At 67.2% G+C, this 23,359-nt stretch carries 22 protein-coding genes; 13 read left to right on the plus strand and 9 right to left on the minus strand.

Annotation, left to right across the window (positions count from 1 at the left end; translation table 11 throughout):
- Positions 1 to 27: 27 nt before the first annotated feature.
- The 6 genes from rsmA to IEX88_RS08330 form a co-directional block, all read right to left on the minus strand.
- The gene (gene rsmA, locus IEX88_RS08305; RefSeq protein WP_188850114.1) at positions 28 to 855 is read right to left on the minus strand and encodes a 16S rRNA (adenine(1518)-N(6)/adenine(1519)-N(6))-dimethyltransferase RsmA; all 828 of its coding nucleotides are present in this window, start codon (positions 853 to 855) and stop codon (positions 28 to 30) included.
- On the minus strand, positions 852 to 1,895 hold the full coding sequence (gene pdxA, locus IEX88_RS08310) for a 4-hydroxythreonine-4-phosphate dehydrogenase PdxA (protein ID WP_188850115.1): 1,044 nt from the start codon (positions 1,893 to 1,895) through the stop codon (positions 852 to 854). The genes rsmA and pdxA overlap by 4 nt, the downstream gene beginning before the upstream one ends.
- Positions 1,892 to 2,839: a SurA N-terminal domain-containing protein gene (locus IEX88_RS08315; protein WP_188850116.1), complete on the minus strand. Its 948-nt coding sequence runs from the start codon at positions 2,837 to 2,839 to the stop codon at positions 1,892 to 1,894. Before IEX88_RS08315 ends, pdxA begins: the two co-directional genes overlap by 4 nt.
- A 181-nt stretch (positions 2,840 to 3,020) precedes the next feature.
- Entirely contained in the window at positions 3,021 to 5,462 is a 2,442-nt protein-coding gene (locus IEX88_RS08320) for an LPS-assembly protein LptD (protein WP_188850117.1), read from the minus strand.
- Between the two features lies 1 nt (position 5,463).
- Positions 5,464 to 6,543 (minus strand): LPS export ABC transporter permease LptG, encoded by a 1,080-nt coding sequence (gene lptG / locus IEX88_RS08325; protein ID WP_188850118.1) that lies wholly within the window; start codon positions 6,541 to 6,543, stop codon positions 5,464 to 5,466.
- Positions 6,540 to 7,736: an LptF/LptG family permease gene (locus tag IEX88_RS08330; protein ID WP_188850119.1), complete on the minus strand. Its 1,197-nt coding sequence runs from the start codon at positions 7,734 to 7,736 to the stop codon at positions 6,540 to 6,542. The genes lptG and IEX88_RS08330 overlap by 4 nt, the downstream gene beginning before the upstream one ends.
- A gap of 285 nt (positions 7,737 to 8,021) precedes the next feature.
- Here IEX88_RS08330 and IEX88_RS08335 point away from each other — a divergent pair, with 285 nt between their 5' ends.
- Together IEX88_RS08335 and IEX88_RS08340 are read left to right on the plus strand one after the other, a co-directional pair.
- Entirely contained in the window at positions 8,022 to 9,524 is a 1,503-nt protein-coding gene (locus IEX88_RS08335; RefSeq protein WP_188850120.1) for a leucyl aminopeptidase, read from the plus strand.
- A 27-nt stretch (positions 9,525 to 9,551) separates the two neighbouring features.
- Positions 9,552 to 10,004: a DNA polymerase III subunit chi gene (locus IEX88_RS08340; RefSeq protein WP_188850121.1), complete on the plus strand. Its 453-nt coding sequence runs from the start codon at positions 9,552 to 9,554 to the stop codon at positions 10,002 to 10,004.
- A 506-nt stretch (positions 10,005 to 10,510) separates the two neighbouring features.
- On the opposite strand, the gene IEX88_RS08345 is transcribed toward IEX88_RS08340, so the two are convergent.
- The 3 genes from IEX88_RS08345 to hemB all read right to left on the minus strand — a co-directional run bounded on the left by IEX88_RS08345 (position 10,511) and on the right by hemB (position 13,140).
- On the minus strand, positions 10,511 to 11,335 hold the full coding sequence (locus IEX88_RS08345; RefSeq protein ID WP_188850122.1) for an arginyltransferase: 825 nt from the start codon (positions 11,333 to 11,335) through the stop codon (positions 10,511 to 10,513).
- Between the two features lie 187 nt (positions 11,336 to 11,522).
- A complete protein-coding gene (locus IEX88_RS08350; RefSeq protein WP_188850123.1) occupies positions 11,523 to 11,987 on the minus strand; it encodes an RDD family protein in 465 nt (154 codons plus the stop codon).
- Positions 11,988 to 12,117: 130 nt separating this feature from the next.
- On the minus strand, positions 12,118 to 13,140 hold the full coding sequence (gene hemB / locus IEX88_RS08355) for a porphobilinogen synthase (RefSeq protein WP_188850124.1): 1,023 nt from the start codon (positions 13,138 to 13,140) through the stop codon (positions 12,118 to 12,120).
- A gap of 303 nt (positions 13,141 to 13,443) precedes the next feature.
- On the opposite strand from hemB, the gene IEX88_RS08360 reads away from it, so the two are divergent.
- The 11 genes from IEX88_RS08360 (at position 13,444) to IEX88_RS08410 (ending at position 23,358) form a co-directional block, all read left to right on the plus strand.
- The gene (locus IEX88_RS08360) at positions 13,444 to 13,869 is read left to right on the plus strand and encodes a DUF6163 family protein (protein WP_188850125.1); all 426 of its coding nucleotides are present in this window, start codon (positions 13,444 to 13,446) and stop codon (positions 13,867 to 13,869) included.
- A 187-nt stretch (positions 13,870 to 14,056) separates the two neighbouring features.
- Entirely contained in the window at positions 14,057 to 14,566 is a 510-nt protein-coding gene (ldtR, locus tag IEX88_RS08365; protein WP_188850126.1) for a transcriptional regulator LdtR, read from the plus strand.
- Between the two features lie 339 nt (positions 14,567 to 14,905).
- On the plus strand, positions 14,906 to 16,228 hold the full coding sequence (locus IEX88_RS08370; protein WP_244639955.1) for a L,D-transpeptidase family protein: 1,323 nt from the start codon (positions 14,906 to 14,908) through the stop codon (positions 16,226 to 16,228).
- Positions 16,229 to 16,424: 196 nt separating this feature from the next.
- Complete coding sequence (gene glyA, locus IEX88_RS08375) at positions 16,425 to 17,738, plus strand: serine hydroxymethyltransferase (RefSeq protein ID WP_188850127.1); 1,314 nt, start codon at positions 16,425 to 16,427, stop codon at positions 17,736 to 17,738.
- A gap of 6 nt (positions 17,739 to 17,744) precedes the next feature.
- On the plus strand, positions 17,745 to 18,326 hold the full coding sequence (gene nrdR, locus IEX88_RS08380; protein WP_188850128.1) for a transcriptional regulator NrdR: 582 nt from the start codon (positions 17,745 to 17,747) through the stop codon (positions 18,324 to 18,326).
- Between the two features lie 88 nt (positions 18,327 to 18,414).
- Complete coding sequence (gene ribD, locus IEX88_RS08385) at positions 18,415 to 19,494, plus strand: bifunctional diaminohydroxyphosphoribosylaminopyrimidine deaminase/5-amino-6-(5-phosphoribosylamino)uracil reductase RibD (RefSeq protein ID WP_244640004.1); 1,080 nt, start codon at positions 18,415 to 18,417, stop codon at positions 19,492 to 19,494.
- An 8-nt stretch (positions 19,495 to 19,502) separates the two neighbouring features.
- A complete protein-coding gene (locus IEX88_RS08390) occupies positions 19,503 to 20,117 on the plus strand; it encodes a riboflavin synthase (RefSeq protein WP_188850130.1) in 615 nt (204 codons plus the stop codon).
- 242 nt (positions 20,118 to 20,359) lie between these two features.
- A complete protein-coding gene (locus IEX88_RS08395; RefSeq protein WP_188850131.1) occupies positions 20,360 to 21,121 on the plus strand; it encodes an amino acid ABC transporter substrate-binding protein in 762 nt (253 codons plus the stop codon).
- A gap of 162 nt (positions 21,122 to 21,283) precedes the next feature.
- The gene (locus IEX88_RS08400; RefSeq protein ID WP_188850132.1) at positions 21,284 to 21,964 is read left to right on the plus strand and encodes an ABC transporter permease subunit; all 681 of its coding nucleotides are present in this window, start codon (positions 21,284 to 21,286) and stop codon (positions 21,962 to 21,964) included.
- The gene (locus tag IEX88_RS08405) at positions 21,961 to 22,719 is read left to right on the plus strand and encodes an amino acid ABC transporter ATP-binding protein (protein WP_188850133.1); all 759 of its coding nucleotides are present in this window, start codon (positions 21,961 to 21,963) and stop codon (positions 22,717 to 22,719) included. The genes IEX88_RS08400 and IEX88_RS08405 overlap by 4 nt, the downstream gene beginning before the upstream one ends.
- Before the next feature lie 192 nt (positions 22,720 to 22,911).
- The gene (locus IEX88_RS08410; protein ID WP_188850134.1) at positions 22,912 to 23,358 is read left to right on the plus strand and encodes a 6,7-dimethyl-8-ribityllumazine synthase; all 447 of its coding nucleotides are present in this window, start codon (positions 22,912 to 22,914) and stop codon (positions 23,356 to 23,358) included.
- The last annotated feature ends 1 nt before the right edge of the window (position 23,359 follow it).

The following is a 23,359-nucleotide window of genomic DNA, read 5'->3' on the forward strand; positions in this document are numbered from 1 at the left end:
CCCGCCGCTGTCCTGAAGGCCATCGCCCTACAGCAGGGCGGCCAAGCGGCAGAATTCCTCGACGCTCAGCGTCTCTGCGCGGCGCTGGGGCGAGATGTCCGCGCGCAAGAGCAGCGCTTCGCCGCCGAGCGGCTTCAGGCTCTGGCGCAGCATCTTGCGGCGCTGGCCGAAGCCGGCAGCGGTGACCGCCTCGAGCGCCTCCAGCGGGACGTCGATCGGCTCGGCAAGGGGATGCAGCTGCACCACCGACGAGGTCACCTTCGGCGGCGGCGTGAACGCCTCCGGGCCGACGTCGAAGAGGATCGAGGCCTTCGTGCGCCAGCCGCAGAGGACGGCGAGGCGGCCGTAATGCGAGGTGCCCGGCTTGGCGACGATGCGCTCGGCCACCTCGCGCTGGAACATCAGCGTCGCCTCGCTCCAGACCGGCGGCCAGGACGGCACGGCGACCCAGTCGAGCAGCAGCTGCGTCCCGATATTGTAGGGCAGGTTGGCGACGATCTTCAGCGGCCGTCCCTCGGCGAACGCTGCGACGTCAGTCTTCAGCGCGTCGCCCTCGATAGCCGTCAGCCGGCCGGGATAATGCGCTGCGATGGCGGCGAGCGCGCCGAGGCAGCGGCTGTCCTTCTCGATGACGGTCAGATGCTCGGCGCCGTTAGCCAGGAGCGCCCGCGTCAGTCCGCCTGGACCGGGGCCGATCTCGACGACGCTGCAACCCGCGAGCGGAAGCGCCTGGCGAGCGATGCGGCCGGTGAGGTTGAGGTCGAGGAGAAAATTCTGCCCAAGCGCCTTTTTGGGATCGAGTCCGTATTCGGCCAGCACGGCGCGCAGCGGCGGCAGCCCGTCGGGGGCGCTCACGCGGCGGCCGCGGCGTCGCCGAGGGCGGCGTGCCCGGCCATGCGGGCGGCCAGCTCGAGGGCGGCAATAAAGCTGTCCGGCCGCGCCGTGCCGGTCCCGGCGATACCCGATGCCGTGCCGTGATCGGGCGAGGTGCGGATGATCGGCAGGCCGAGCGTGCAGTTGACGGTCTCGTCGAAGGCCAGCGTCTTTGCCGGGATCAGCGCCTGGTCGTGATACATGCACAGCGCCACGTCGTAGCGGGCGCGGGCCTCGGGATGGAACATGGTATCGGCGGGCAGGGGGCCGACCGCGTCGATCCCCTCGGCCCGTAGCTGCTCGACCGCCGGACGGATGATCGTCTCGTCCTCTTGGCCGATTGCGCCGCGTTCGCCCGCATGTGGGTTCAGGCCGGCAAAGGCGAGGCGCGGGGCAGGTATCCCGAGGCGCGTGCGCATTTCGCGCGCGACGATCCGGCCCGTGTCGATGATGAGCGCGGTCGTCAGCACCGAGGGCACGTCGGCGATGGGAATGTGGATCGTCACGGGAACGCAGGACAACGCCGGACCGGTCAGCAGCATCACCGGCATGAAATCCCGGCCGAGCGCCGTCGCGCAGAGATCGGCGAGATATTCGGTGTGGCCGGGGTGCCGGAAGCCGGCGTCGTAGAGCGCCTTCTTGTCGATCGGGTTGGTGACGACGGCACTCGCCGCGCCCGCCAGCGCCAGCTGCGTCGCTCGGTCGATGGCCTCGATCGTCGCCGGCGCATTGCGCGCGTCGATGAGGCCCGGCGCCTCATGGTGCCGGTTCGCCAGGGGCAGGACCGGCAGGTGGCTGGCAAAGCACGAGGACGCCTCCTCGATCGATGCGACCTCGCGCACGGCAAGCGTCAGGCCGAGACGCGCCATGCGCGCGGCCAGCATCGCCGGATCGGCCAAAAAGGCAAAGACGGGAAGAGGACGGTGCGCCCGCCCTGCATAGGCGGCGAGCGTGATGTCGGCGCCGACGCCGGAAGGCTCGCCGACGGTGACGGCGAGCGGCCTTGGCTCGGGACCCGTCATCGTCTGATGATCGACGCCTTGTCGCGGAGATCCTTCAGGAGCTTGGCGTCGGGCTCGGAATTGCCGATCTTTTCGAGGTCCTGGGTCTGGAACACCATGGCCGCGATCTTGTCGTCGGAGACGGTGCGCGCGGCGCAGACGGCAATGTATTCGACGCCGCGTTCGGTCTCCTGCGCCGGCGTCGTCCCCGACGAGCCGGCCTTGACGACGCCGTCCTTCCAGCGCTCGGGGAGGGCCGGCTGCGGCACGCGGCCGAGTTCGCGCACGGTGACGTCACGCAGGCCCTTGGCGAATTCGTAGTTCGCCGGGCAGGAGGTGAAGCGGGCGCGCATAGCGTTCGCCTCGCGCAGGCGCTCGGCCTTCATGGCGCCGCGCTTGGCCTCGGGAATGACGAAAATCACCTGCTGCAGCGTGTATTCGGTCGTCGAGGGCTTGGTACCGCCCTGCGCCAGCATGCGCTGCACGGCTTCCTGCTCGGTCACGCGACCGCCCGTGCCGCCACCGCTGCGCACGCTGGACTGCACGGCCTGGCCCCAGCCCATCTGCACCCGGATGTATTCCTTGAAGGCCTTCTCGGAGAAGCCGACCTGGCCGAAAATCTGGTTGAGCTGCGCCGCGGTCAGCTTGTTGTCGGCGGCGAATTTCTGGAAGGATTGCTCCACCGCGCTGTCGGGAACGCTGATGTTGCGCCGGCGCGTCTCCTGCTTCTTCAGCGCCTCGTCGATGAGTTCCTCGGTCGCCGCCTTGGTCAGGTCGCCCTTGACCCGGCGCAGCTTGAGAAAGGCAGCGCGCTGCCGGATGGCGAAGGTCGTCACCGGCTCCTTGTTGACGATGATCTTGATCTCGGAGGCGGCCGAGGCGGGTTCCGTCGCCAGGCCGGCGACCACGCCGACGGTGAGCGTCAGAGCCAGCAGGGCTCGCCGGAGAAGGACTGCGGTCGCCAATGAATATCTCCCAGAATTGATCCGTTTCCGGCGGTCCGGGAACGGTTTGGTGAGGACGGAGGCGACGATGTCCCCGCGTCGCGGGCGCCACGTCCTGTTGTCCGCCGCCGCACGGGTGTCGCCAGCATTCCCTGTTCGCCAGGGCGGTTAACCCACCGCTTTGGCGAAACCATGGTCAGGCTTACTCTTTGTCGCTCAGATCGTACTCGAATTCCGTATCGGCGATCGTCCGCAGCCCGATCTTGAACAGCACGGTGTTCTGGGCGTCGGTCTGCCGGTAGGCGTCCTCGGTGCTGGTATAGGTCGCCATCGCGCTGAAGCATTCGTCGAGATAGCCGAGGCCGAAGGACCGGCTGATCAGCGTCGAATTTTCCAGATCGTAGCCGAGAGACGCCGAGGCCGTCCACTCCGAGGTCAGCTTCAAGCTGGCGGAGGTGGTGACCTGCCGGCGGTCGAGCGGGAAGCCGTAGATCTCCTGCGCGCCGATGAAGGAATAGGCGACGCTGACGGAGCCCCGGCTGTTGCCGTAGGCGGCGGACACGTCGGTGCGGCGGTTCTCGAAGGTCTCCTCGTCGAAGCGCGCCTGGGTGCCGAGCGACAGGCCGACCGGCGTGCTGAGCGTCAGCGAGGTGACATAATCCGAACGGTCGGTCTCCAGGCCGGAATCATAGCCGACCAGAGCGAGATCGGCCTGATCGAAGGGGTTGGCCCCGGCCAGGTGATAGGACTGGCCGACCATGGCGTCCAGCGTGTAGCCGGTGGTGAAAGTGCCGGCATAGCGCAGGCCGACATTGGCGCGCGTGCCGCCCTCGATCCGGTCGTAGCCGGAGAACCTGTCCTCGGAGAAGAGGTTGGCGGTCGAGAAGACGAGGCTCTGGGCGTCCTCGTTCGGCAACCGGCCCGCCTTCATCTCGTCGGGCCGCACGATCAGCTGGCCGATCGGCTCGATGACATGGGACGAGCTGGCCGTCTCGAACACCACGGGATAGCGCACCATCACGGCGGCGTTGGCCATGCCGCGAAAGCCGGACTCGTCGACGTCGACGCCATCAAGGTAGTTGGCATAACTATCGCCGATGCGCTCGTCGAGTGACATGTCGGCCCGGTAAACGTCTCCCCTGACGCCGGCGGACGGCGTGATAACCAGGCCGCCGTCCGTCGTCATGGTCCGCCGCCAGGTGGCGTCCGTCGAGGCGCGCGTATAGTCACCCTCCAGCACGCTGCGATCGAAAAAGTCGTCTCGGAACGGCGTAGACACTCCTGCCGCCAACGCTGCCGCGCTGTTGCATCCACCGTTGACGATGAACTGCGAGTAGCACAGCAGCTGCTCGGTGTTTCTGGCATCGTCGCGGCTGAGGCTCGCGACGTTGACGTTCACCTCGACCTCGCCGCCGCCGATCGAAGACGGGTCGATCCGCTGGTAGTCGAAGATCGGCAGGGCGTCGGCCTGGTTCTCGGACGTGAACTCGTCATCCGACTGCACGTCGAAGCGCTGTGCCCTGAGGTTGAAGAAGCTCTGGTCGCCAAGACCCGTCAGATACACTTCCGACGTATGGTAGAGCGAGGTAAAGTTCTCGATGCCGTAGACGTTCGAGAAGGTCCGGTCGCTCTGGGCGAGGATGTCCCAGCCGAAAGTCCAGCGGTCGCTAAGGTCGAAGCGCCCCGTGCTGGCCAGCATGCCGCGATCGACATTGTCGAAACTCGGCGTGTCCCGCGTAAAGGCATCCGGATCGTTCTGCGAGATCCCGGCCGCCTGAAGCGTGAAGAAGCCGTTCTCCATCGCCTGCCGGTATTCGACCTCGCCGAGGAATCCCTGTTTGCTGTAATAGGTGCCGGCGACCGTCGCGTCGTAGCTGTCGGAGAGCGCGAAGAAGTACGGCACGCGCAGGCCGTAGCCGAGCGAGTCCGACGACTTGAACTCCGGCGGCAGGAAGCCGCTTTTGCGCTTTACCGTCGGGTCGGCCTGCTGGAAATAGGGGAAATAGGCGATCGGCTGCCCAAAAATCTCGAACTTGGCGCCGTAGTAGTAGATGAGCTTCTTCTTCTGGTCCCAGACGATCTTGCGGGCCTTGACCTGCCACAGCGGGGCGCGGTCAGGATGCTCCGCGCACGCCTCGCAGGCGGTGTAGACGCCCTGTTCGAAGGTCGTGACGCTGCCTTCCTCGCGCACCGCGCCGGTCGCGGCAAAGCGGGTATTGTCCGGGGTCTCCAGGCGCATGGCCTTGATGAAGCCGTCGGCAAAGTCGTCGGTGATGTCGGCGCCGTCGGCATAGATCTTGTTGCCGTCGGGCTGCTGCAACTCGACATCGCCGACAGCCAGCAAACGCTTGGTCTTCTGGTTGTAGACGACCTTCCGGGCGACGAGCTTGTAGCCGCCATAGTCGATCTGCACGCCGCCGTCGGCGGTGACGACCGCGGCGTCGCGATCATAGGTGACGGTGTCGGCTTCCAGGAAGAGCTGTGCATCGCTCGGCACGTCCACGCCGGCGCCGAGGGCGCCGAGCGGCTCCTGCGCCTGCGCGGCGGTGATGCCGGCCGAAAGCGCGCACAGCGCCACACCCGCAAAAAATGCGAGGCGCTGAACTCGGCGATCGATCCGGCGCGAGTTTCCCCTCGCTGTCATACTAACCATCCTCTTGGTGCAGCAGGATCGTCACCCCGAACAATCCCGCCGCCACGACCGGGAACCACGCGGCGATGACCGGCGGTACCACAGCATTGCTTCCCAGCGCCTGAGCCAGGAACGTTACGACGTAAAGCACGAAGCCGGCAGCGATGCCACCGACTATCGTGCGTGTCGACTGCCCGGTACGGGCAAACTGCATCGCGACTGTGGCCGCCAGGAGCGTCATCGCCACGAACAGCGCCGGCTTGGCGATCAAAGTGTTGTAATGCATCGAAAAAGCATCGGAGTTGTAGCCGAGACTCCGGGCCACTTCGATCTTGGCATGAAGGTCCCAGATCGGGATCGCCTGCGGATCGGCCAGTTTCTGCTCGACATATTCCGGCCTGAGCGTCGTCGGCAGGCGGTAGCTGTCGAGCTTGCGCGGCGCATAGCCGACTCGGCTGAGAACGGGGGAGGACAGTTCCCAGGCGCCGTTCTCGAGCACGGCATTGGGGGCGTCGATGCGCTCGCGCACCGCGCCGTCGGTTCCCAGGATGAAGGCGGTCACGCCCCCCAGTTGCAGTCCGCCCCGCGCCACAGACTTGGCGCCGATGATGGAATCGACGCCTTCGCCGGTCTGACGGAGCCAGGGCGGCGAATCGTCGTCCGAGGTGGTGTCGCCGCGGGCGAGCGATGTCTCGATGAGGGCGGACTGCGCCTGGGCGAGGGCGGCGAGCGGATTGTAGGCCAGCGTCGCCGCGACGCCGAGAAGGACGGAGCCGAGGACGAAAGGCGTCAGAATCTGCCAGACCGAGACCCCGGCCGCCCGGGCGACGACCAGTTCCAGCCGCTTGTTCAGCGACAGCAGCGTGAAGATCGACGAGAACAGGACGATGAAGGGAAAGGCCTGTTCGACGAAGGAGGGCACCCGCAGCGCCGAAACCAGCGCGATCGTGGTGAATCCGACATCGGCGAAGCGGCCCCGCCGCGACACCTCGATCATATCGATGAGGTAGATCAGCGCGAAGACGACGACGATCGACGAGAAGAAACTGACGATGTAGCGCCGGAAAAAGTACTGGTTCAGCGTCGCTCTCATCGCCGGCCCGCCTTTCCGCCCGCCGGGCTCGCGCCCGGCCAGAGCGCGGCGCCGCTCTGGGCGATCGCCCGCACGGCGTCGCCCGTCCGGCGCACGAGGCTGAGATCCGAGACGTTCACATTGGCGTAGAGCAACAGGATGCTGAAGGCGATCGAGGCCAGCGGTACCAGATAGACCACCAGCTGCAACTGAACATTGCGGTCGACGAGGGACAGCGAGACGAAACCGAGCGCCTTCAGCACGAGGGCGCCGGAAAGGCCGAGCACCATCGCCGGGCCAGCGCCCTGGCGATTGGTTCGCGGGTGGCCGGCGACCACGAGGGCCCAGAGCGCGAAGGCGATCGGGTAGAGCCAGTCGCTAAACCGCTGCGCCAGTTCCTTGGTGAAACTCGCCGGCTTGCTCTGGTAGTCGGGATCGTTCAGATCGGGAAACAGAAGCTCGCCCGTCGGCCGCTCCGACGTGCGGACCCAGTCGTCGCTTCCTTCCGGCTTCAGGCTGGCGAGATCGAAGGCGTAGGTCTGGAACTGGATGATCGACGTGGCGCCGTCCGCCACGGTCTTGCGGTGCAGCTGGCCGTCGATCAGCAGGAGATAGGAGGCCTGGTCGCGCTGCAGGATCTGCGCCTGCTTGGCGAAGTAGGTCAGATCGGCGGTCGGATCGCGCAGGTCGGACAGGAACAGGCTGTCGACGGTCGAGCCGTTCACGGCGCCGATGCTGATGATCAGGCCGTCCTGGATCTCGACGAAGCGGCCCGGCTGCAGAAACAGCGTGATGGCGTCGGCGTTGATGGTCCGGAGACCATTGTAGAAGCCGCGTTGCGCCGCGGGGCCGACGACATGCGACAGGACCAGCAGAAGCAGGGCGGCCACCATGCCGAGTGCCAGTATCGGCTTGACCACCACGGCGCTGGAGGCGCCGCTGGCGGCGATCACGGCGCGCTCGCTGTCGGCGTTCAGGGCGTTGAGCGCCTGGATGGCGCCGATGATGATGGCGAAGGGCACGACGCCGGCGGCCAGGTCCGGGACCAGCATCAGGGCGATCCAGAAGATGTTGCCCGCGGCCGAGGCGCTGGTGCGCACGATATCGATGCGCTGCAGCGCCTGCACGACCCACACGATCAGCACCAGCGACATCAGCGACGCCAGGCTGAAGCCCAGGGCCCGCTTGAAGATATAGCGCTCGAGAAGGCTCATGGCGTCATCGGTTCAAGGGTACTTCTCGGCTGGTGGGACGGTGAGACGGGCGAACACCCCGATGGTGACGATCATTCACTGCTCGCCGGCAGACTGCAGCAGCTTGGCTAAAGAAGGGCCAACGAACACGGTTAACAAATTCTTACCCCCCGCCGCGTCCCTTGCAAAGCGGGTGCATGTTTCCATGATAGAGGCTGTGGCCAACGCATCACGCTTGTCCTAAGCCATCCCAGGCCAGGCGCCGAAGTCGCCGGCCCCCGCGAACGCTTCCCGATCGGAGTCTCCATGTCGATACGCCCGTCCGTCCACTTTGCCACGATGGAATTGACCGGGAAGGGCGTGCTGGCCCTGTTCGCCGGCGAGGGCGCGGCGCTTTCGGCCTCGGTGCCGGCGGCGATCGCCGAGACCGTCGCGCGGGCCGCCGCCTCGCAGAAGTTCACGGGCAAGCGCCTGTCGACGCTGGACATCGTCGCGCCGGCCGGGGTCGCCTTCGAGCGCCTGCTCGTCGTCGGCACCAAGGGCGACACTGCGGCCGGCGAGGAAGATTGGCTGAAGCTCGGCGGCACTGTGGCCTCCAAGACCAAGAAGGCCGAGGCGGTCACGATCTGGTGCGATGGCTCGGACGGCGCGCTCCCGCCCGAGGCCGCCGCCGGAATCGCCGCCGGCGTGCTGCTGCGCGCCTATGATTTCGATCGCTACAAGTCGAAGAAGCCGAAGAAGAACGGCGAGGAGGACGACGCCGACGTCGCCACCGCCGTGACGCTCGCCGTCGGCGACGTCGCCGCCACGAGCGCCGCGTTCGAGATCGAGGCGGCCATCGTCGAGGGCGTCATCCTCGCCCGCGATCTCGTCAACGAGCCCGCCAACGTTCTTGGGCCTGTGGAGTATGCCGAGCAGATCAAGGGGCTTGCGGCGCAGGGGATCGACGTCGAGATCCTCGGCGAGGCCGAGATGACCAAGCTGAAGATGTTCGCGCTGCTCGGCGTCGCCCAGGGTTCGGAGCGCGGCGCGCGCCTCGCCGTCATGCGCTGGTGGGGCGGGCCGGAGGGCGAGGCGCCGATCGCCTTCGTCGGCAAGGGCGTCGTCTTCGACACCGGCGGCATCTCGATCAAGCCGGCCGGCGGCATGGAGGACATGAAGGGCGACATGGGCGGCTCGGCCGCCGTCGTCGGGCTGATGCGCGCGCTCGCCGGGCGCAAGGCGAAGGTCAACGTCATCGGCATCGTCGGCCTCGTCGAGAATGCCGTCGACGGCAAGGCGCAGCGCCCGGGCGACATCGTCACGGCGATGTCGGGCACCACGATCGAGGTGATCAACACGGATGCGGAAGGCCGGCTCGTCCTCGCCGACGCGCTCTGGTACTGCCAGGACCGCTTTCAGCCGAAATTCATGATCGACCTGGCGACGCTGACCGGCGCCGTCATCGTGGCGCTCGGCAACCATCAGGCGGGCCTCTTCTCCAACAATGACGAGCTGTCCGAGCGCCTGCACGCGGCGGGCAAGGTGACGGGCGAGAAGGTCTGGCGGCTACCGCTGGGGCCGGAATACGACAAGCTCATCGAGGGCAAGTTCGCTGACATCAAGAATGTCGGCAGCGGCCGGGCCGCCGGCTCGATCACCGCGGCGCAGTTCCTGCAGCGCTTCGTCAACGACGTGCCCTGGGCCCATCTCGACATCGCCGGCACCGCCATGGGCTCGCCGGCGAACGAGTACAACCAGTCCTGGGCCTCGGGCTTTGGCGTGCGCCTCCTGAACCGGCTGGTCGAGACGCATTACGAGGCGAAATAGCCCGGAAGGGCGGAAGCGGAGGCGGGGGTGGCCGAAGTCCTCTTCTATCATCTCACCGAAAGCCGGCTCGAGGAGGCGCTGCCCGACCTCCTCGAGAAGAGCCTCGCGCGGGGCTGGCGCGTCGTCGTCCAGGCGGTGACGCCTGAGCGCCGCGATGCGCTCGACCACCATCTCTGGACGTTTCGCGAGGAATCCTTCCTGCCGCACGGCACCGACGCCGATTCCAGCGGCGCGCTGCAGCCGATCCTCCTCACCATCGACCCGGCGCAGGCCGGCAACGATCCGCAAGTCCGCTTCATGGTCGAGGGGGCGGTGCCGGCCTCGCTGGAACCCTATGTGCGCGGCGTCTACCTCTTCGACGGCCACGACACCGAGCAGCTGGCCGGGGCCAGAGCCCGCTGGACCAGCGAGAAGGCAGCCGGACACGCGGTCACCTACTGGCAGCAGAGCGAGGATCGGCGCTGGGTGAAGAAGGCCTGAGCCAGCATTGGTACGGGGTCAAGCCCGGGATGACGGATGTTGGAGGATGGCAGACGGTGTCACCGCCTGCCGAACGCGAGGCACCGTCCTCAACGAATCGTCATCCCGGACTTGATCCGGGACCCATTTCAAATCGCTGAACAAAATCGAGGACGGCGGACATTCCCGATCCTGACCCGATGGGGCCGCGACACCGTTTCGGCATGGGTCCCGGGTCAAGCCCGGGATGACTAGACTGAGAAGGTCGCAGGAAGCTTCATGGCCTGCAAAGCGCGAAGCACTGTTTCTTCCGAACAGTCATCCCGACCTTGATCCGGGATCCATGCCCGGACATTGAGGCCATGGCTGCGGCTCAGGAACGACCGCAATGCTGGACGCAAAGTCTGATCAGTCCGGGCATGGATCCCTGCGCTGCGCGCGAGGATGACGATGAGAGCAGAGCCATCCGGATGGCCACCATCGAGACGGCAGCGTCGTCCTCGAACAGTCCTTCGGCCCTGGGCTGCCTACAATCCGGCGGGGGCAATTCTCGAGCCGTCAGCGGGGCCGGTCTCCGCGTCGCGGCGGTCCGGCTGTGCCGCGCCGCCCGGCTTGTAACGCTCCCAGCCCTTCGACTGCAGGTGCTCCTGCGGCTGATAGCGGACCTTGTAGTCCATCTTGCGCGAACCCTTCACCCAGTAGCCGAGATAGAGATAGGGCAGGCCGAGCCTTTTCGTGCGCTCGATATGGTCGAGGATCATGAAGGTGCCGAGACTGCGCTCGTGTTCCCCCGGCTCGAAGAAGGAATAGACCATCGACATGCCGTCGCCCATCACGTCGCTGAGCGCGGCGCCGATCAGCGCGCCGTCCGAGGCGCGGGTAAAACTCGAATCCGGGCCGCGCACCCGGTACTGGATGAGGCGCGTGTCGACCTGGCTGTCCTCCACCATCATGGCATAGTCGAGCACCGACATTTCCGACATGCCGCCCTTGGCGTGGCGGTCGTCGAGATAGCGGCGGAACAGGGAATACTGCTCGCTGGAAGGAACGGCGGCGTCCATCCGACCGACGATGTCGCGGTTGCGGGCCATGACGCGGCGCATCGATTTCGTCGGCTCGAACTCGTCGACGACGATCCGCACCGACATGCAGGCACGGCAACGCTCGCAGGCGGGACGGTAGGCGATGTTCTGGCTGCGGCGAAAGCCCCCCTGCGTCAAGAGGTCCAGGAGTTCGGGCGCCTTCTCCCCGACGAGGTGGGTGAAGACTTTGCGCTCGAGCTGGCCGGGTAGATAGGGGCAGGGGGTCGGAGAGGTCAGGAAGAACTGCGGTGTCTGAGGATGCGCCGTCATCAGCACGCCAGTCTCCTTCCCTGCAACCGCTCACTGATCCGGTCTGTCGAAATACTAATCACACCGCAGCCCCGAAGGAAACATCCATCGACGCCGCCCGAATGGCCTAAACGGCTCCTGGCGACCGGGGCGACGATACGACGCTGCGAGAGCGAGGACGGCATCGGCGCCCGCGGCCGCCTGCCGGTTATCGATCGCGGACGACGACCGTCCCGAGCAACAGGTCCTGCAGCAGCTGCTTGCGGGGGGTGAACAAGCCGACGAGGAGGATGAAGGGCGTCAGCACGGCGTTCGACGCCCAAAACACCACGCCGTGCAGGATCGCCAGGATCGGATCGACCAGAACGCCATCGAGCCGCACCAGCCGCAGCCCCGCCATCCGCATGCCGAGCGTCGCCTGCGATCGGCCGCCCATGGTCGTGCCGATATAGACGATGGCGATCACCGGCAGGAGGATGCCGTAGAGCAGCCAGCCGAGGCCGAGGGTGACGATGCCGAACAGGAAGACGATCAGCGCCGTCGGCACCGACAGGAGAAGGACGATGGCGTAGTCGAGGACGAACGCCGCCATGCGGCGCCGGCGCACGCCGTCATAGAGACGGTCGGCGGTGTAGGCGTCGCGTTCCTGGAACTGCGCACTGTGCTCGCTCATCTCTGTCTCGATCTCCTGATCCGTTCCGGCCGCCGCCCTGCGCGCTGCAGAGGCGGGAGAGCAAAAGCTCTCACCGTTCTGTCTTCAAGTGGGATCGCAGCGACAAATCTGCAATATTGGCGCGCGGGTTTCAGCCCTCGCGCAGCTTGCGGGCGACGCGCGGCGAGAAATAGCTGAGGACGCCGGCGGCGCCCGCCCGCTTGAAGCCGGTGATGCTCTCCATCATCGCGCGCTCGCCGTCGATCCAGCCATTGCCGGCAGCCGCCATGATCATCGAATACTCGCCCGAGGTCTGGTAGGCGAAGGTCGGCATCTCGAACTCCCGGGCGAGGCGCGAGACGATGTCGAGATAGGGCATGCCGGGCTTGACCATGATCATGTCGGCGCCCTCGGCGATGTCGAGCTCGGCCTCGCGGATCGCCTCGTCGCCATTGTGGTAGTCCATCTGGTAGGTGCGCTTGTCGCCCTTCAGCATGCCGCCCGAGCCGACCGCGTCGCGGAAGGGCCCGTAGAATGCGGACGCGTATTTCGCCGCATAGGACATGATCAGCGTGTCGCGCAGGCCCGCGCCGTCGAGCGCCGAGCGGATGCAGGCGACGCGCCCGTCCATCATGTCGGAGGGGCCGATGATGTCGCAGCCCGCCTGCGCCTGGACGAGCGCCTGCTGGCACAGCACCTCCACCGACTCGTCGTTGTCGATGCAGTCGCCGCGCAGGATGCCGTCATGGCCGTGGCTGGTGTAGGGGTCGAGCGCCACGTCGCAGAGAATGCCGACTTCCGGCACCGCCGCCTTCATCGCGCGGACGGCGGTGCAGACGAGGTTGCCCTCGTTCAGCGCCTCGGTGCCGCGCTCGTCGCGCTGCGCCTGCTCGGTGTAGGGAAACAGCGCGATCACCGGAATGCCGAGGTCGCGCGCCTCCTTCGCCGCATCGACGCAGCGGGCGACGGACAGGCGGAAGACGCCCGGCATCGAGTCCACTTTCTGGTCCTCGCCGTCGCCGTCGCGCACGAAGATCGGCCAGATGAGATCGTCGACCGAGACCTTCGTCTCGCGCACCAGCCGGCGCGTCCAGTCGTTCTGGCGCAGCCGCCGCAGCCGCAGCCCGCCGGTCGCGCTGTCGATCTTCTCGGAGATGTCGCTGCGCTTGGCCATGGGGTGGGTCCTTGTTCTCGCGTGGCCTTCCGGCCCGCGAAGTCTTCACAGGAAATGTCGCTCCGCCTGTCTTCTAGGCGATAGCGGGGGGGCGCTTCAACCGCCGCGCGGTCGAAGCCGGTCGCGGCGGCGGTCCGCGAGGGGGGCTCGATTGACGGGACGGGCGGGCACCCTTAGCGTCTGGCCTCCCGCCCAAGGCGCACTCGGCGCTGCGGTTTGATCGACCCGGCCGAGCCACGCGGCCCCGGCGCCCCAGCTTTGCCAGGAGAGGCGTCCGATGCCGCACCCCGTTCGAAAGGCCGCATGACACTGGAATCCTCGGCGCCGGACAGGGCGGAACGGCGCAACCGCGTGCTGTCGATCTGGCTGGTGCGCCTCTCGGCCATCGTGCTGTTCGTGATCGGCGTCTTCTACTGGATCCGGCTGGTCGGCATCTATGACGGCCCGCTCTGGCGATTCGACCTGATGCCGATCTGGTGGAAGGCGGCGGCAACGATGCTCGCCGTGCTGGCGCCGGTGGCCGGCGTCGGCCTGTGGATGACGGTTTCCTGGGGCGTCGTGATCTGGGTGATCGTGGCCCTGGTCGAGGCCTTCATGCATCTCGGCTTTCCCGCTTTGTTCGGGCCCCCGACGCCCTGGCTGCTGTTTCACCTCGTCGGCCTGTCGCTCTACGTCGTTCTCAGGACCATCGCCTGGTGGGAGCGCTGGCGCCGCCTGCGCCGCCCTTGATCCCCGGCCTTTGCAATAAAACGGTAAGGAATCGAACTGATTTCATTAAGCAAGTCGCGTGATGCTGCCAGGTAAGACTGCATTAAGCCTGGGTTTTAAGTCGAATTTTAGATGCGCCCCGTAATGTTGGTCTCAAGATGAAGCCGAGTTAAGAGCACTCATCAAAAGAAAACAGCGGAGAATACACATGAAGACGCAGATCAGGCATGATGCCTCAGCGCCTGCCGCCCCGAAGCTGGAACTGAAGTCGCTCTATCTCGAGACCCTGCAGTTGGTCGAGCGGCTGCACCGCCGCCTGCTCGACGTGGTCAAGGACGAGTTCGACCGCGCCGGCCGGACCGACATCAACGCGGTGCAGGCCCTGCTGCTCTTCAACATCGGCGACAGCGTCCTCACCGCCGGCGAGCTGCGCTCCCGCGGTTTCTATCTCGGCTCGAACGTCTCCTACAATCTGAAGAAGCTGGTCGACCTCGGCTTCATCGACCACCAGCGCTCCCGCGTCGACCGCCGCGCCGTCCGCGTCCAGCTGACCAAGGCCGGCGCCGAGGTCGCGACCATGGTCGCCGAGCTCTACGACCGCCACATCGGCTCGATCGACAAGGTCGGCGGCCTCGACGAGCAGGAATTCCAGAAGATGAACAAGTCGCTGCAGCTGCTCGACCGGTTCTGGAACGACCAGATCCTCTACCGCCTGTAGGACGAAGACTCTCTCCGCGCGCGGCGCTTCGACGAGGAACGGCTTCTGCCGGTCCTCGTCGGGCGCCGCGTTTTTGCGTTCGAAGGCCGCGTTTTTTGCGTTCGAAGAAGGCGTCGGTGCGCGTTGCCGGAAGGCTCGGCAGCGTCTTCACGAAGAGGTGCCAGCGCCTTTCGCCGCGATTCACGCTTTGGCCATATTGCCGTGACTTTTCACGGGTCAACGGCGCGGGATGCGCGAAAGACGGGCCTCTCGGCGGCGTTGTCTTTCCGTTTACCACGTCGGCGCGATAGTGCGTGCCGACACGCGACCGACCAGGGCCGCAGCATTGACGAGGTAGATATGACGAAAGCCACCAAGGGCATGGGCACGCGAGGCATGTCGCGCCGCACCTTCTTCACCGGCGCGGCGGCGGCCGGTGCCGCGATGCTGCCGGTTGCCGGTCACGCGCAGTCCGCTCTCGATGGCCTCCTGGCCGCGCCGCGCCGCGGCAACTGGAAAGATCAGTTCGACACCGGCGGATCGACCACGGTCAGGGTCGCCTCGAACCAGCCGGTCTTCTCGCCCAATACCGTCGGCTCGATGCAGCAGGCGCTCGAGACCTATCGCGGCATCGTCTCGGCCGGTGGCTGGCCGATGGTGCCCGACCAGGCGAAGCTGCAGCTCGGCGTGGTCGATCCCTCGGTCGCCACGCTTCGCCAGCGCCTGATGGTCTCCGGCGACCTCGCGCAGTCGGCTGGCATGTCGCCTGCCTTCGACAGCTATGTCGATGCCGCCGCCAAGCGCTTCCAGGCGCGTCACGGCCTGCCCGACGACGGCGTCGTCTCGACCTATACCTTCAAGGCGCTGAACGTGCCGGCCGACATTCGCCTCGGCCAGCTGCAGACCAACATCGTCCGCCTGCAGTCCATGTCCGGCCCGCTCGGCGACCGCTTCGTCATGGTCAACGTCCCGGCCGCGGCGATCGAGGCGGTCGAGAACGGCCGCGTCGTGCAGCGCCACACCGCTGTCGTCGGCAAGATCGACCGTCAGACGCCAATCCTGAATTCCAAGATCACCAACCTCAACCTCAATCCCTACTGGCATGCGCCGGTCTCGATCGTCCGCAAGGACATCATTCCGCTGATGCAGAAGGATCCGACGTATCTGGCGAAGAACGACATCCACATCTTCGCCCCCGACGGCAGCGAGATCCCGCCGGAGACGATCAACTGGAATTCGGAGGATGCGACGCGCTATCTGTTCCGCCAGAACCCCGGCAAGAACAACGCGATGTCCTCGGTGAAGATCAACTTCCCGAACGAGCATGCTGTCTACATGCACGACACGCCGCAGCAGAGCCTGTTCTCAAAGCTGATGCGCTTCGAATCGTCGGGCTGCGTGCGCGTCCAGAACGTGCGCGACCTCGTCGTTTGGCTGGCGCGCGACGTGCCGGGCTGGGATCGCCAGCGCATCGAGCAGGTGATCGCGACGCGCGAGCGCCAGGACATCGACCTGTCGAACCCGGTGCCGGTCTACTTCACCTACATCTCCGCCTGGGCGACCGATCCGTCGGTGGTGCAGTTCCGCGACGACATCTATCGCCGCGACGGCTCCGAGCTCCTGGCGATGAACGATCAGACGGCGCCTGCCGGCATGGCGGTGGCGGAAGAGATTCCCTACTGACCTGCTGACACGGGTCTGCCGAGCCGTCACCGGCACCTGAACCCACGGCCGGGGACGGAAACGTCTCCGGCCGTTCCGTTTGCGGCCCGCCCCCGTCGCGACGGGACGAGTGGCGAGCATCCGGGACATGTGTTATCCGCCTCAATGCATCCGGCGGGCCGACTTGCGATCCCGCCCCGAACTCGGAGTGACCGGAATGTCCGCGGCAATCGACACCTCGACCGTCCTCGACGGCTTCTTCACCGATGGCATCGCGACCAGCGATCCGGCCCTGTTCAAAGCGATGCGCGGCGAATTGAACCGCCAGCGCCACGAGGTCGAGCTGATCGCTTCAGAGAACATCGTCTCGCGCGCCGTGCTGGAGGCGCAGGGCTCCGTTCTCACCAACAAGTATGCCGAGGGCTATCCGGGCCGCCGCTACTACGGCGGCTGCGAATATGTCGACGTCGTCGAGGAATTGGCGATCGAGCGCGCCAAGGCCATGTTCGGCTGCGCCTATGCCAACGTCCAGCCGAATTCCGGCAGCCAGGCCAACCAGGCGGTGCTCTTGGCGCTGTCGAAGCCCGGCGAGACGCTGCTCGGCATGAGCCTCGACGCCGGCGGCCATCTGACGCACGGCGCCAAGCCCAACATGTCCGGCCGCTGGTTCAATGCCGTGCAGTACGGCCTGGATCTGGCCACCGGCCTCATCGACTATGACGAGGTCGAGCGCCTCGCGCAGGAGTCCAAGCCCGCCATCATCGTCGCCGGCGGCTCGGCCTATTCCCGCCAGATCGACTTTGCCCGCTTCCGCGCCATCGCCGACGCGGTCGGCGCGATTCTCTGGGTCGACATGGCGCATTTCGCCGGCCTCGTCGCCGGCGGCCAGCATCCGAGCCCGTTCCCGCATGCCCATGTGGCGACCTCGACGACGCACAAGACCCTGCGCGGCCCGCGCGGCGGCCTGGTGCTGACCAATGACGAGGCGATCGCCAAGAAGATCAACTCGGCGATCTTTCCCGGCCTGCAGGGCGGCCCGCTGATGCACGTCATCGCCGGCAAGGCGGTCGCCTTCGGCGAGGCGCTGACGCCGGGCTTCCGCACCTACATCAAGGCGGTCGCCGAGAACGCCAAGGTGCTCGCCGAGACGCTGGTCGAGGGCGGCCTCGGCATCGTCTCCGGCGGCACCGACACGCATCTGATGCTGGTCGACCTCCGGCCGAAGAACCTCACCGGCAAGGCCTCGGAGATCGCGCTCGGCCGCGCCGGAATCACCTGCAACAAGAACGCCGTGCCGAACGATCCGGAAAAGCCGGCGGTCACGTCCGGCATCCGCCTCGGCACCCCCGCCGCCACCACGCGCGGCTTCGGCACCGAGGAGTTCCGCGAGGTCGGCAAGCTCATCGTCGAGGTGCTGGACGGGCTGAAGGCCGCCAATTCCGACGAGGGCAATGCCGCCGTCGAGGCGCAGGTGAAGGAAAAGATCCTGGCGATGACGGCCCGTTTCCCGATCTACGACGGCCTCGGCTAAGCCGGCATGCGATGCCCCTATTGCGGCTCTCTCGACAGCCAGGTGAAGGATTCGCGCCCGGCCGAGGATGGCGGCGCGATCCGCCGCCGCAGGGTCTGCCCGGACTGCGGGGGCCGCTTCACCACCTTCGAGCGCGTGCAGCTGCGCGAGCTGGTGGTGGTGAAGAAATCCGGCCGGCGCGTCGCCTTCGACCGCGACAAGCTGGCGCGGTCGGTGCAGGTCGCGCTGCGCAAGCGCGCGGTCGATCCCGACCGGATCGAGCGGATGATTTCGGGCATCGTCCGCCAGCTGGAATCGACGGGTGAGTCGGACATCCAGTCCGACCACATCGGTCTCCTCGTGATGGAGGCGCTGCGCGGGCTCGACGACGTCGCCTATGTCCGCTTCGCCTCGGTCTACCGCGATTTCCGCGAGGCGAAGGATTTCGCCGCCGTGATCGGCGAACTGGCCGGGTCGGTGCCGGCGCCGGATGCCGAGGTGTCGCTGCCGCCCTTGGCCGGGACCGCGCTGGCCGACAGTGGCGCGGCCGAGACGGCCGGAGCCGGGGATCCGGGTCTTGCGAAGCGGGAACCCGATGACGCCGGCTGACGGGACCGATGGCGCCGGTCCGTCCGCCGAGCCTGGTTTTGAGGAGAGCGGCCGCGCGTCGCCCGTCACCGATCTCGACCGCCGCTTCATGGCCGCGACCATCCGCCTGTCGGAACGCCATGTCGGTCTGACCGGCACCAACCCCTCCGTCGGCACGCTGATCGTGCGCGACGACGGCGACGGGCCTGTGATCGTCGGGCGCGGCATCACCGCGCCGGGCGGGCGGCCGCATGCAGAGACCATCGCGCTGACGGAGGCCGGGGACCTGGCCATCGGCGCCACCGCCTATGTCACGCTCGAGCCCTGCGCCCATCACGGCCGCACGCCGCCCTGCGCGGAAGCTCTGGTGCGGGCGGGAATCGCCCGCGTCGTCGCGGCGGCCGGCGATCCCGATCCGCGCGTCAGCGGCCGCGGCCACGCCATTCTGCGGGCCGGGGGCATTTCGGTCGTTCCCCATCTCCTGGCCGACGAAGCCCGCCAGCCGATGTCCGGCTACCTCGCCCGACTGACGCGCAAGCGCCCGGAAGTGACGCTGAAGCTCGCCGTCTCGCGCGACGGCATGATCGGACGCCGCGGCGGCGGCCAGGTGGCGATCACCGGCCCTGTCGCCAATGCGCAGACGCATCTCTTGCGGGCCCGCCACGACGCGATCCTCGTCGGCGCCGGCACCATCCACGAGGACGATCCGGCGCTGACCTGCCGGCTGCCGGGCCTCGAAAGCCGTTCGCCGCTGCGCATCGTGCTCGACGCCGGCCTGCGCACGGCGCTGTCGTCGCGGCTCGTCCGCACCGCGAGCGAGACGCCGACCGCCTTCGCCGTGCTCGGCGATCCCGCCGCCGCGGCTGCCTTTCGCGCCGCCGGCTGCGAGCTCATCGCCTGCGAGGCCGAGCCCGGCACCGACCGGATCGCGCTCGAGGAACTGCTCGACGATCTCGCCGCACGCGGGATATCGAGCCTTCTCGTGGAGGGCGGGGCGCAGACGGCGCGCTCCTTCCTCGAGCAGAACCTCGTCGACCGCATTGTGCTCGTCACGGGCGACACTCTGGTCGGCGCCGGCGGCATTGCATCGCCGCTCGTCCCGTCCGATATGCCGGCAGACTTCCGGGCAGGCCGCCAGCTGCAGCTCGGCCCCGACCTCTGGCGCGAATACGAGCGCCGAACCTTTTAGGAAGTGCCATGTTCACCGGCATCGTCACCGACATCGGCCGCATCGCATCCGTCACGCCGCTGGCCGAAGGCAAGCGTCTGCGCGTCGAGACCGCCTACGAGCCTGCGGGCATCGCCATCGGCGCCTCGATCGCCTGCAGCGGCGTCTGCCTCACCGTCACCGCGCTGCCCGACCATGGCAGCAACGAGCGCTGGTTCGAGGTCGAGGCCTGGGAAGAGGCGTTGCGGCTGACGACGGCGGGCAACTGGGGCGAGGGGACACGCATCAACCTCGAGCGCGCTTTGAAGCTCGGCGACGAGCTCGGCGGCCACCTCGTCTCCGGCCATGTCGACGCCATGGCCGACATCGTGAAGCGCGAGGAAGAAGGGGAAGCGACCCGCTTCACCCTCCGCGCCGACCCCGCGCACAAGCGCTACATCGCGAAAAAGGGCTCGGTCTGCCTCGACGGCACGTCGCTGACCGTCAACGGCGTCGACGACGACCTCTTCGACGTCCTCCTCATCCGTCACTCGCTCGCGGTGACCACCTGGGGCGATCGGCAGGCGGGCGACCGCGTCAATCTCGAGATCGACCAGATCGCCCGCTATGCCGAGCGGCTGTTTGCCGCGCGCGAAGCCGGCTGAGGCGCCGGACGCGGTCTGAGCCGGTCCGAACGACAAGCGCTCTTCGGCCAGAGGGTTAGGCATCGGCCTGCAATTGCGCTCGTCATTTCCAGCGTGACGGCGCCACGGTCGCAGCCGCTGGGGAGAAACAAACGTCCCCCCTTTGGCCTTTCGACGACAATTCATGCCTTGAGAATGGGCAGCGAAATGCCGAGTTTCCGGGCAACGCGCTTGATGCGCCTCTGGATTCAGGAATCACCGACATGACCCGCATTCTCGCTACCGCCTTCGCCCTGCTCGCGCTCGGCACCGCCGCCTCGGCTGGCAGCCTCGACGACGTCAAGGCCGCCGGCGCGCTGCGCATCGGCACCGAGGGCACCTATGCGCCCTTCACTTTCCACGACGCCTCGGGCGCGCTGGTCGGCTTCGACGTCGAGATCGGCCAGGCCGTGGCGAAGGAGCTCGGCGTCAAGGCCGAGTTCGTTGAGGGCAAGTGGGACGGCCTGATTGCCGGCCTGGCCTCCGACCGCTACGACGCCGTCATCAACCAGGTTGGCATCACCGAGGAGCGCCAGGCGCGCTTCGACTTCTCGAAGCCCTACATCGTCTCCAAGGCCGTGCTGATCGTGAAGGCGGACAATGACGCGATCAAGGATTTCGCCGATCTCAAGGGCCTGCGCGCGGCGCAGTCGCTGACGTCCAACTACGGCAAGATCGCCGAGACGGCGGGCGCAAGCCTCGTCGGCACCGACGGCTTCGACCAGTCGATCCAGCTCGTCCTGACGGGACGCGCGGATGCGACGATCAACGACAACCTCTCCTTCCTCGACTTCAAGAAGCAGAAGCCGGACGCGCCGGTGAAGATCGTGGCGACGCAGGACGAGGCCGCAGCCTCGGGCATCATCGTGCAGAAGGGCAATCCCGAGCTCGTCGCCGCGATCGACGCGGCGCTCGACGCGATCCGCGCCGACGGCACCTACAAGACGATCTCCGACAAGTATTTTGGCACCGACGTTTCGCAGTAAGGCCGCGCATTTCCTGCTCGGCCGCGGCGGAGGGTGACCTCTGCCGCGGCCGCCCTAGTTTGAGAACACGAACGAAGACGGCGGGGTGAGGGGCGGAGCGCCGACCCTTGCGACGAGCCGTCATCGCGGGCCGAGTGCCCGGTGCGACAGGAACGGACCGCTTTGCCCCCCGCCTTGCAACTGATGCTCGATTCGCTGCTGCCGTTGGTGCAAGCCGCGATCACCTTCACCGTGCCGCTGGCGATTCTCTCCTTCGCCTTCGGCCTGACGCTCGGTTTCCTCATCGCGATCGCCCGCCTGTTCGGGCCGAAGCCGATCGCTCTCATGGCCAGATTTTACGTCTGGTTCATCCGCGGCACGCCGCTGCTCGTCCAGCTCTTCGTCATCTTCTACGGCCTGCCGAGCCTCGGCATCCTGATCGACGCCTTTCCGGCGGCGCTGATCGGCTTCAGCCTCAGCGTCGGCGCCTATACGTCGGAGATCATCCGGGCGGCGCTGTCGTCGATCACCAAGGGGCAGTGGGAGGCGGCTTATGCCGTCGGGATGACGCAGAGCCAGGCGCTGCGGCGCACGATCGTGCCGCAGGCGGTGCGCGTCGCCGTGCCGCCGCTGTCGAACTCCTTCATCTCGTTGGTCAAGGACACCTCGCTCGCCGCCGCGATCACCGTGCCGGAGCTGTTCCAGCAGGCGCAGCGCATCGTCGCCGTCACCTACGAACCGCTGATCCTCTATGTCGAGGCGGCGCTGCTCTATCTCATCCTGTCCTCCGTCCTCTCCGCGCTGCAGGGGCGGCTGGAAAAACGGTTCGGGCGACAGGGCGGCTTTTTGGAGCAGGGCGCATGATCCGCCTCACCGGCATCGTCAAGCGTTTTGGCGAGAACACAGTCCTGAATGGCGTCGACCTCGACATCCCGGAGGGAGAGGTGACGGCGCTGATCGGCCCGTCCGGCAGCGGCAAGAGCACGCTGCTGCGCACGGCGAACCTTCTCGAGATTCCCGAAGCCGGGACGCTCGAGATCGGCGACGCCCGCATCGTCTTCGCGCCGGACCGAAAGCCGCCGCAGGCGGAAATCCTCGCCATGCGCCGCCGGACCGGCATGATCTTCCAGAATTTCCAGCTCTTTCCCCATCGCAGCGTCGCCGACAATGTGACGGAGGGGCTCGTGACCGTCTGGAAGTGGTCGGCGGACAAGGCCCGGGCGCATGCCATGGACCTCCTCGACAAGGTCGGCATGGCCCACAAGGCGGACGCCTGGCCGGCGACCCTCTCCGGTGGTCAGCAGCAGCGTGTCGCCATCGCCCGCGCCATCGCCGCCTCGCCAAAACTTCTCCTGTGCGACGAGCCGACCTCGGCGCTCGATCCGGAACTCGCCGCTGAGGTGGTCGAGGTTCTCGGCAAGCTGGCCGGGGAGGGAATGACCATGCTGATGGCGACGCACGACCTGCGCCTCGCCGACCAGATCGCCCACCGCGTCGCCTTTCTCGACGGCGGCACGATCGTCGAACACGGCCCCCCGGAGGAAATCTTCCGCCACCCGACTGATCCGCGCACCATTCGTTTCGTCCGCACGCTGCTGGGAACGCCGCAGGCGGTCTGATGGCCTGGCGCAGGGCGGCGGCGGGGGCAGAGCGGGGTCCCGGGCCGGGGCTCCCCGCGCGGCAACTGAGGCTCGCTCGGACAATATCCCTCGACGTCTCGATATCCCTTCCGCCCGACTTGAGGTAAGGACTGCGCTTCGGCCGCCGGGCAATGCCCCGCCGCCGCCAGCATCGACGCCAAAGGGTCACCCATGTCCGCTCCGCATCTCCTCGTCATCGAGGCCCGCTTCTACGACCACATCGCCGATGCCCAGCTGGCCGGCGCCAAGGCGGCGCTCGGCGCGGCCGGCGCGACCTACGACGTCGTGACGGTGCCCGGCGCGCTGGAGATTCCCGCCGCCATCAGCTTCGCCCTCGTCGGCGGCGAGGAGGGCGGCGCCGCCTATGACGGCTTCGTCGCGCTCGGCTGCGTCATCCGCGGCGAGACCTATCATTTCGAGATCGTCTCGAACGAATCCTCGCGCGCTTTGATGGACCTGACGTTCCAGGAAGGTCTCGCCATCGGCAACGGCATCCTGACCGTCGAGAACGAGGCGCAGGCGCTGGAGCGCGCGCTGCCGGAGCGGCTGAACAAGGGCGGCGCCGCGGCGCAAGCGGCCCTGACGATGATCGCCCTGCGCGAAAAACTGGGAGGCTGAG

Origin of the sequence: Aureimonas glaciei, from assembly GCF_014643375.1 — a bacterium.
Classification (GTDB): Bacteria; Pseudomonadota; Alphaproteobacteria; order Rhizobiales; family Rhizobiaceae; genus Plantimonas; species Plantimonas glaciei.

Coding starts and splice junctions, on each gene's coding strand:
- pdxA (WP_188850115.1), bottom strand. CDS start 1,895: ATGACGGGTCCCGAGCCAAGGCCGCTCGCCGTCACCGTCGGCGAGCCT.
- IEX88_RS08320 (WP_188850117.1), bottom strand. CDS start 5,462: ATGACAGCGAGGGGAAACTCGCGCCGGATCGATCGCCGAGTTCAGCGC.
- lptG (WP_188850118.1), bottom strand. CDS start 6,543: ATGAGAGCGACGCTGAACCAGTACTTTTTCCGGCGCTACATCGTCAGT.
- IEX88_RS08330 (WP_188850119.1), bottom strand. CDS start 7,736: ATGAGCCTTCTCGAGCGCTATATCTTCAAGCGGGCCCTGGGCTTCAGC.
- IEX88_RS08335 (WP_188850120.1), top strand. CDS start 8,022: ATGTCGATACGCCCGTCCGTCCACTTTGCCACGATGGAATTGACCGGG.
- IEX88_RS08345 (WP_188850122.1), bottom strand. CDS start 11,335: ATGACGGCGCATCCTCAGACACCGCAGTTCTTCCTGACCTCTCCGACC.
- IEX88_RS08350 (WP_188850123.1), bottom strand. CDS start 11,987: ATGAGCGAGCACAGTGCGCAGTTCCAGGAACGCGACGCCTACACCGCC.
- hemB (WP_188850124.1), bottom strand. CDS start 13,140: ATGGCCAAGCGCAGCGACATCTCCGAGAAGATCGACAGCGCGACCGGC.
- IEX88_RS08360 (WP_188850125.1), top strand. CDS start 13,444: ATGACACTGGAATCCTCGGCGCCGGACAGGGCGGAACGGCGCAACCGC.
- ldtR (WP_188850126.1), top strand. CDS start 14,057: ATGAAGACGCAGATCAGGCATGATGCCTCAGCGCCTGCCGCCCCGAAG.
- IEX88_RS08370 (WP_244639955.1), top strand. CDS start 14,906: ATGACGAAAGCCACCAAGGGCATGGGCACGCGAGGCATGTCGCGCCGC.
- glyA (WP_188850127.1), top strand. CDS start 16,425: ATGTCCGCGGCAATCGACACCTCGACCGTCCTCGACGGCTTCTTCACC.
- nrdR (WP_188850128.1), top strand. CDS start 17,745: ATGCGATGCCCCTATTGCGGCTCTCTCGACAGCCAGGTGAAGGATTCG.
- ribD (WP_244640004.1), top strand. CDS start 18,415: ATGGCCGCGACCATCCGCCTGTCGGAACGCCATGTCGGTCTGACCGGC.
- IEX88_RS08390 (WP_188850130.1), top strand. CDS start 19,503: ATGTTCACCGGCATCGTCACCGACATCGGCCGCATCGCATCCGTCACG.
- IEX88_RS08395 (WP_188850131.1), top strand. CDS start 20,360: ATGACCCGCATTCTCGCTACCGCCTTCGCCCTGCTCGCGCTCGGCACC.
- IEX88_RS08405 (WP_188850133.1), top strand. CDS start 21,961: ATGATCCGCCTCACCGGCATCGTCAAGCGTTTTGGCGAGAACACAGTC.
- IEX88_RS08410 (WP_188850134.1), top strand. CDS start 22,912: ATGTCCGCTCCGCATCTCCTCGTCATCGAGGCCCGCTTCTACGACCAC.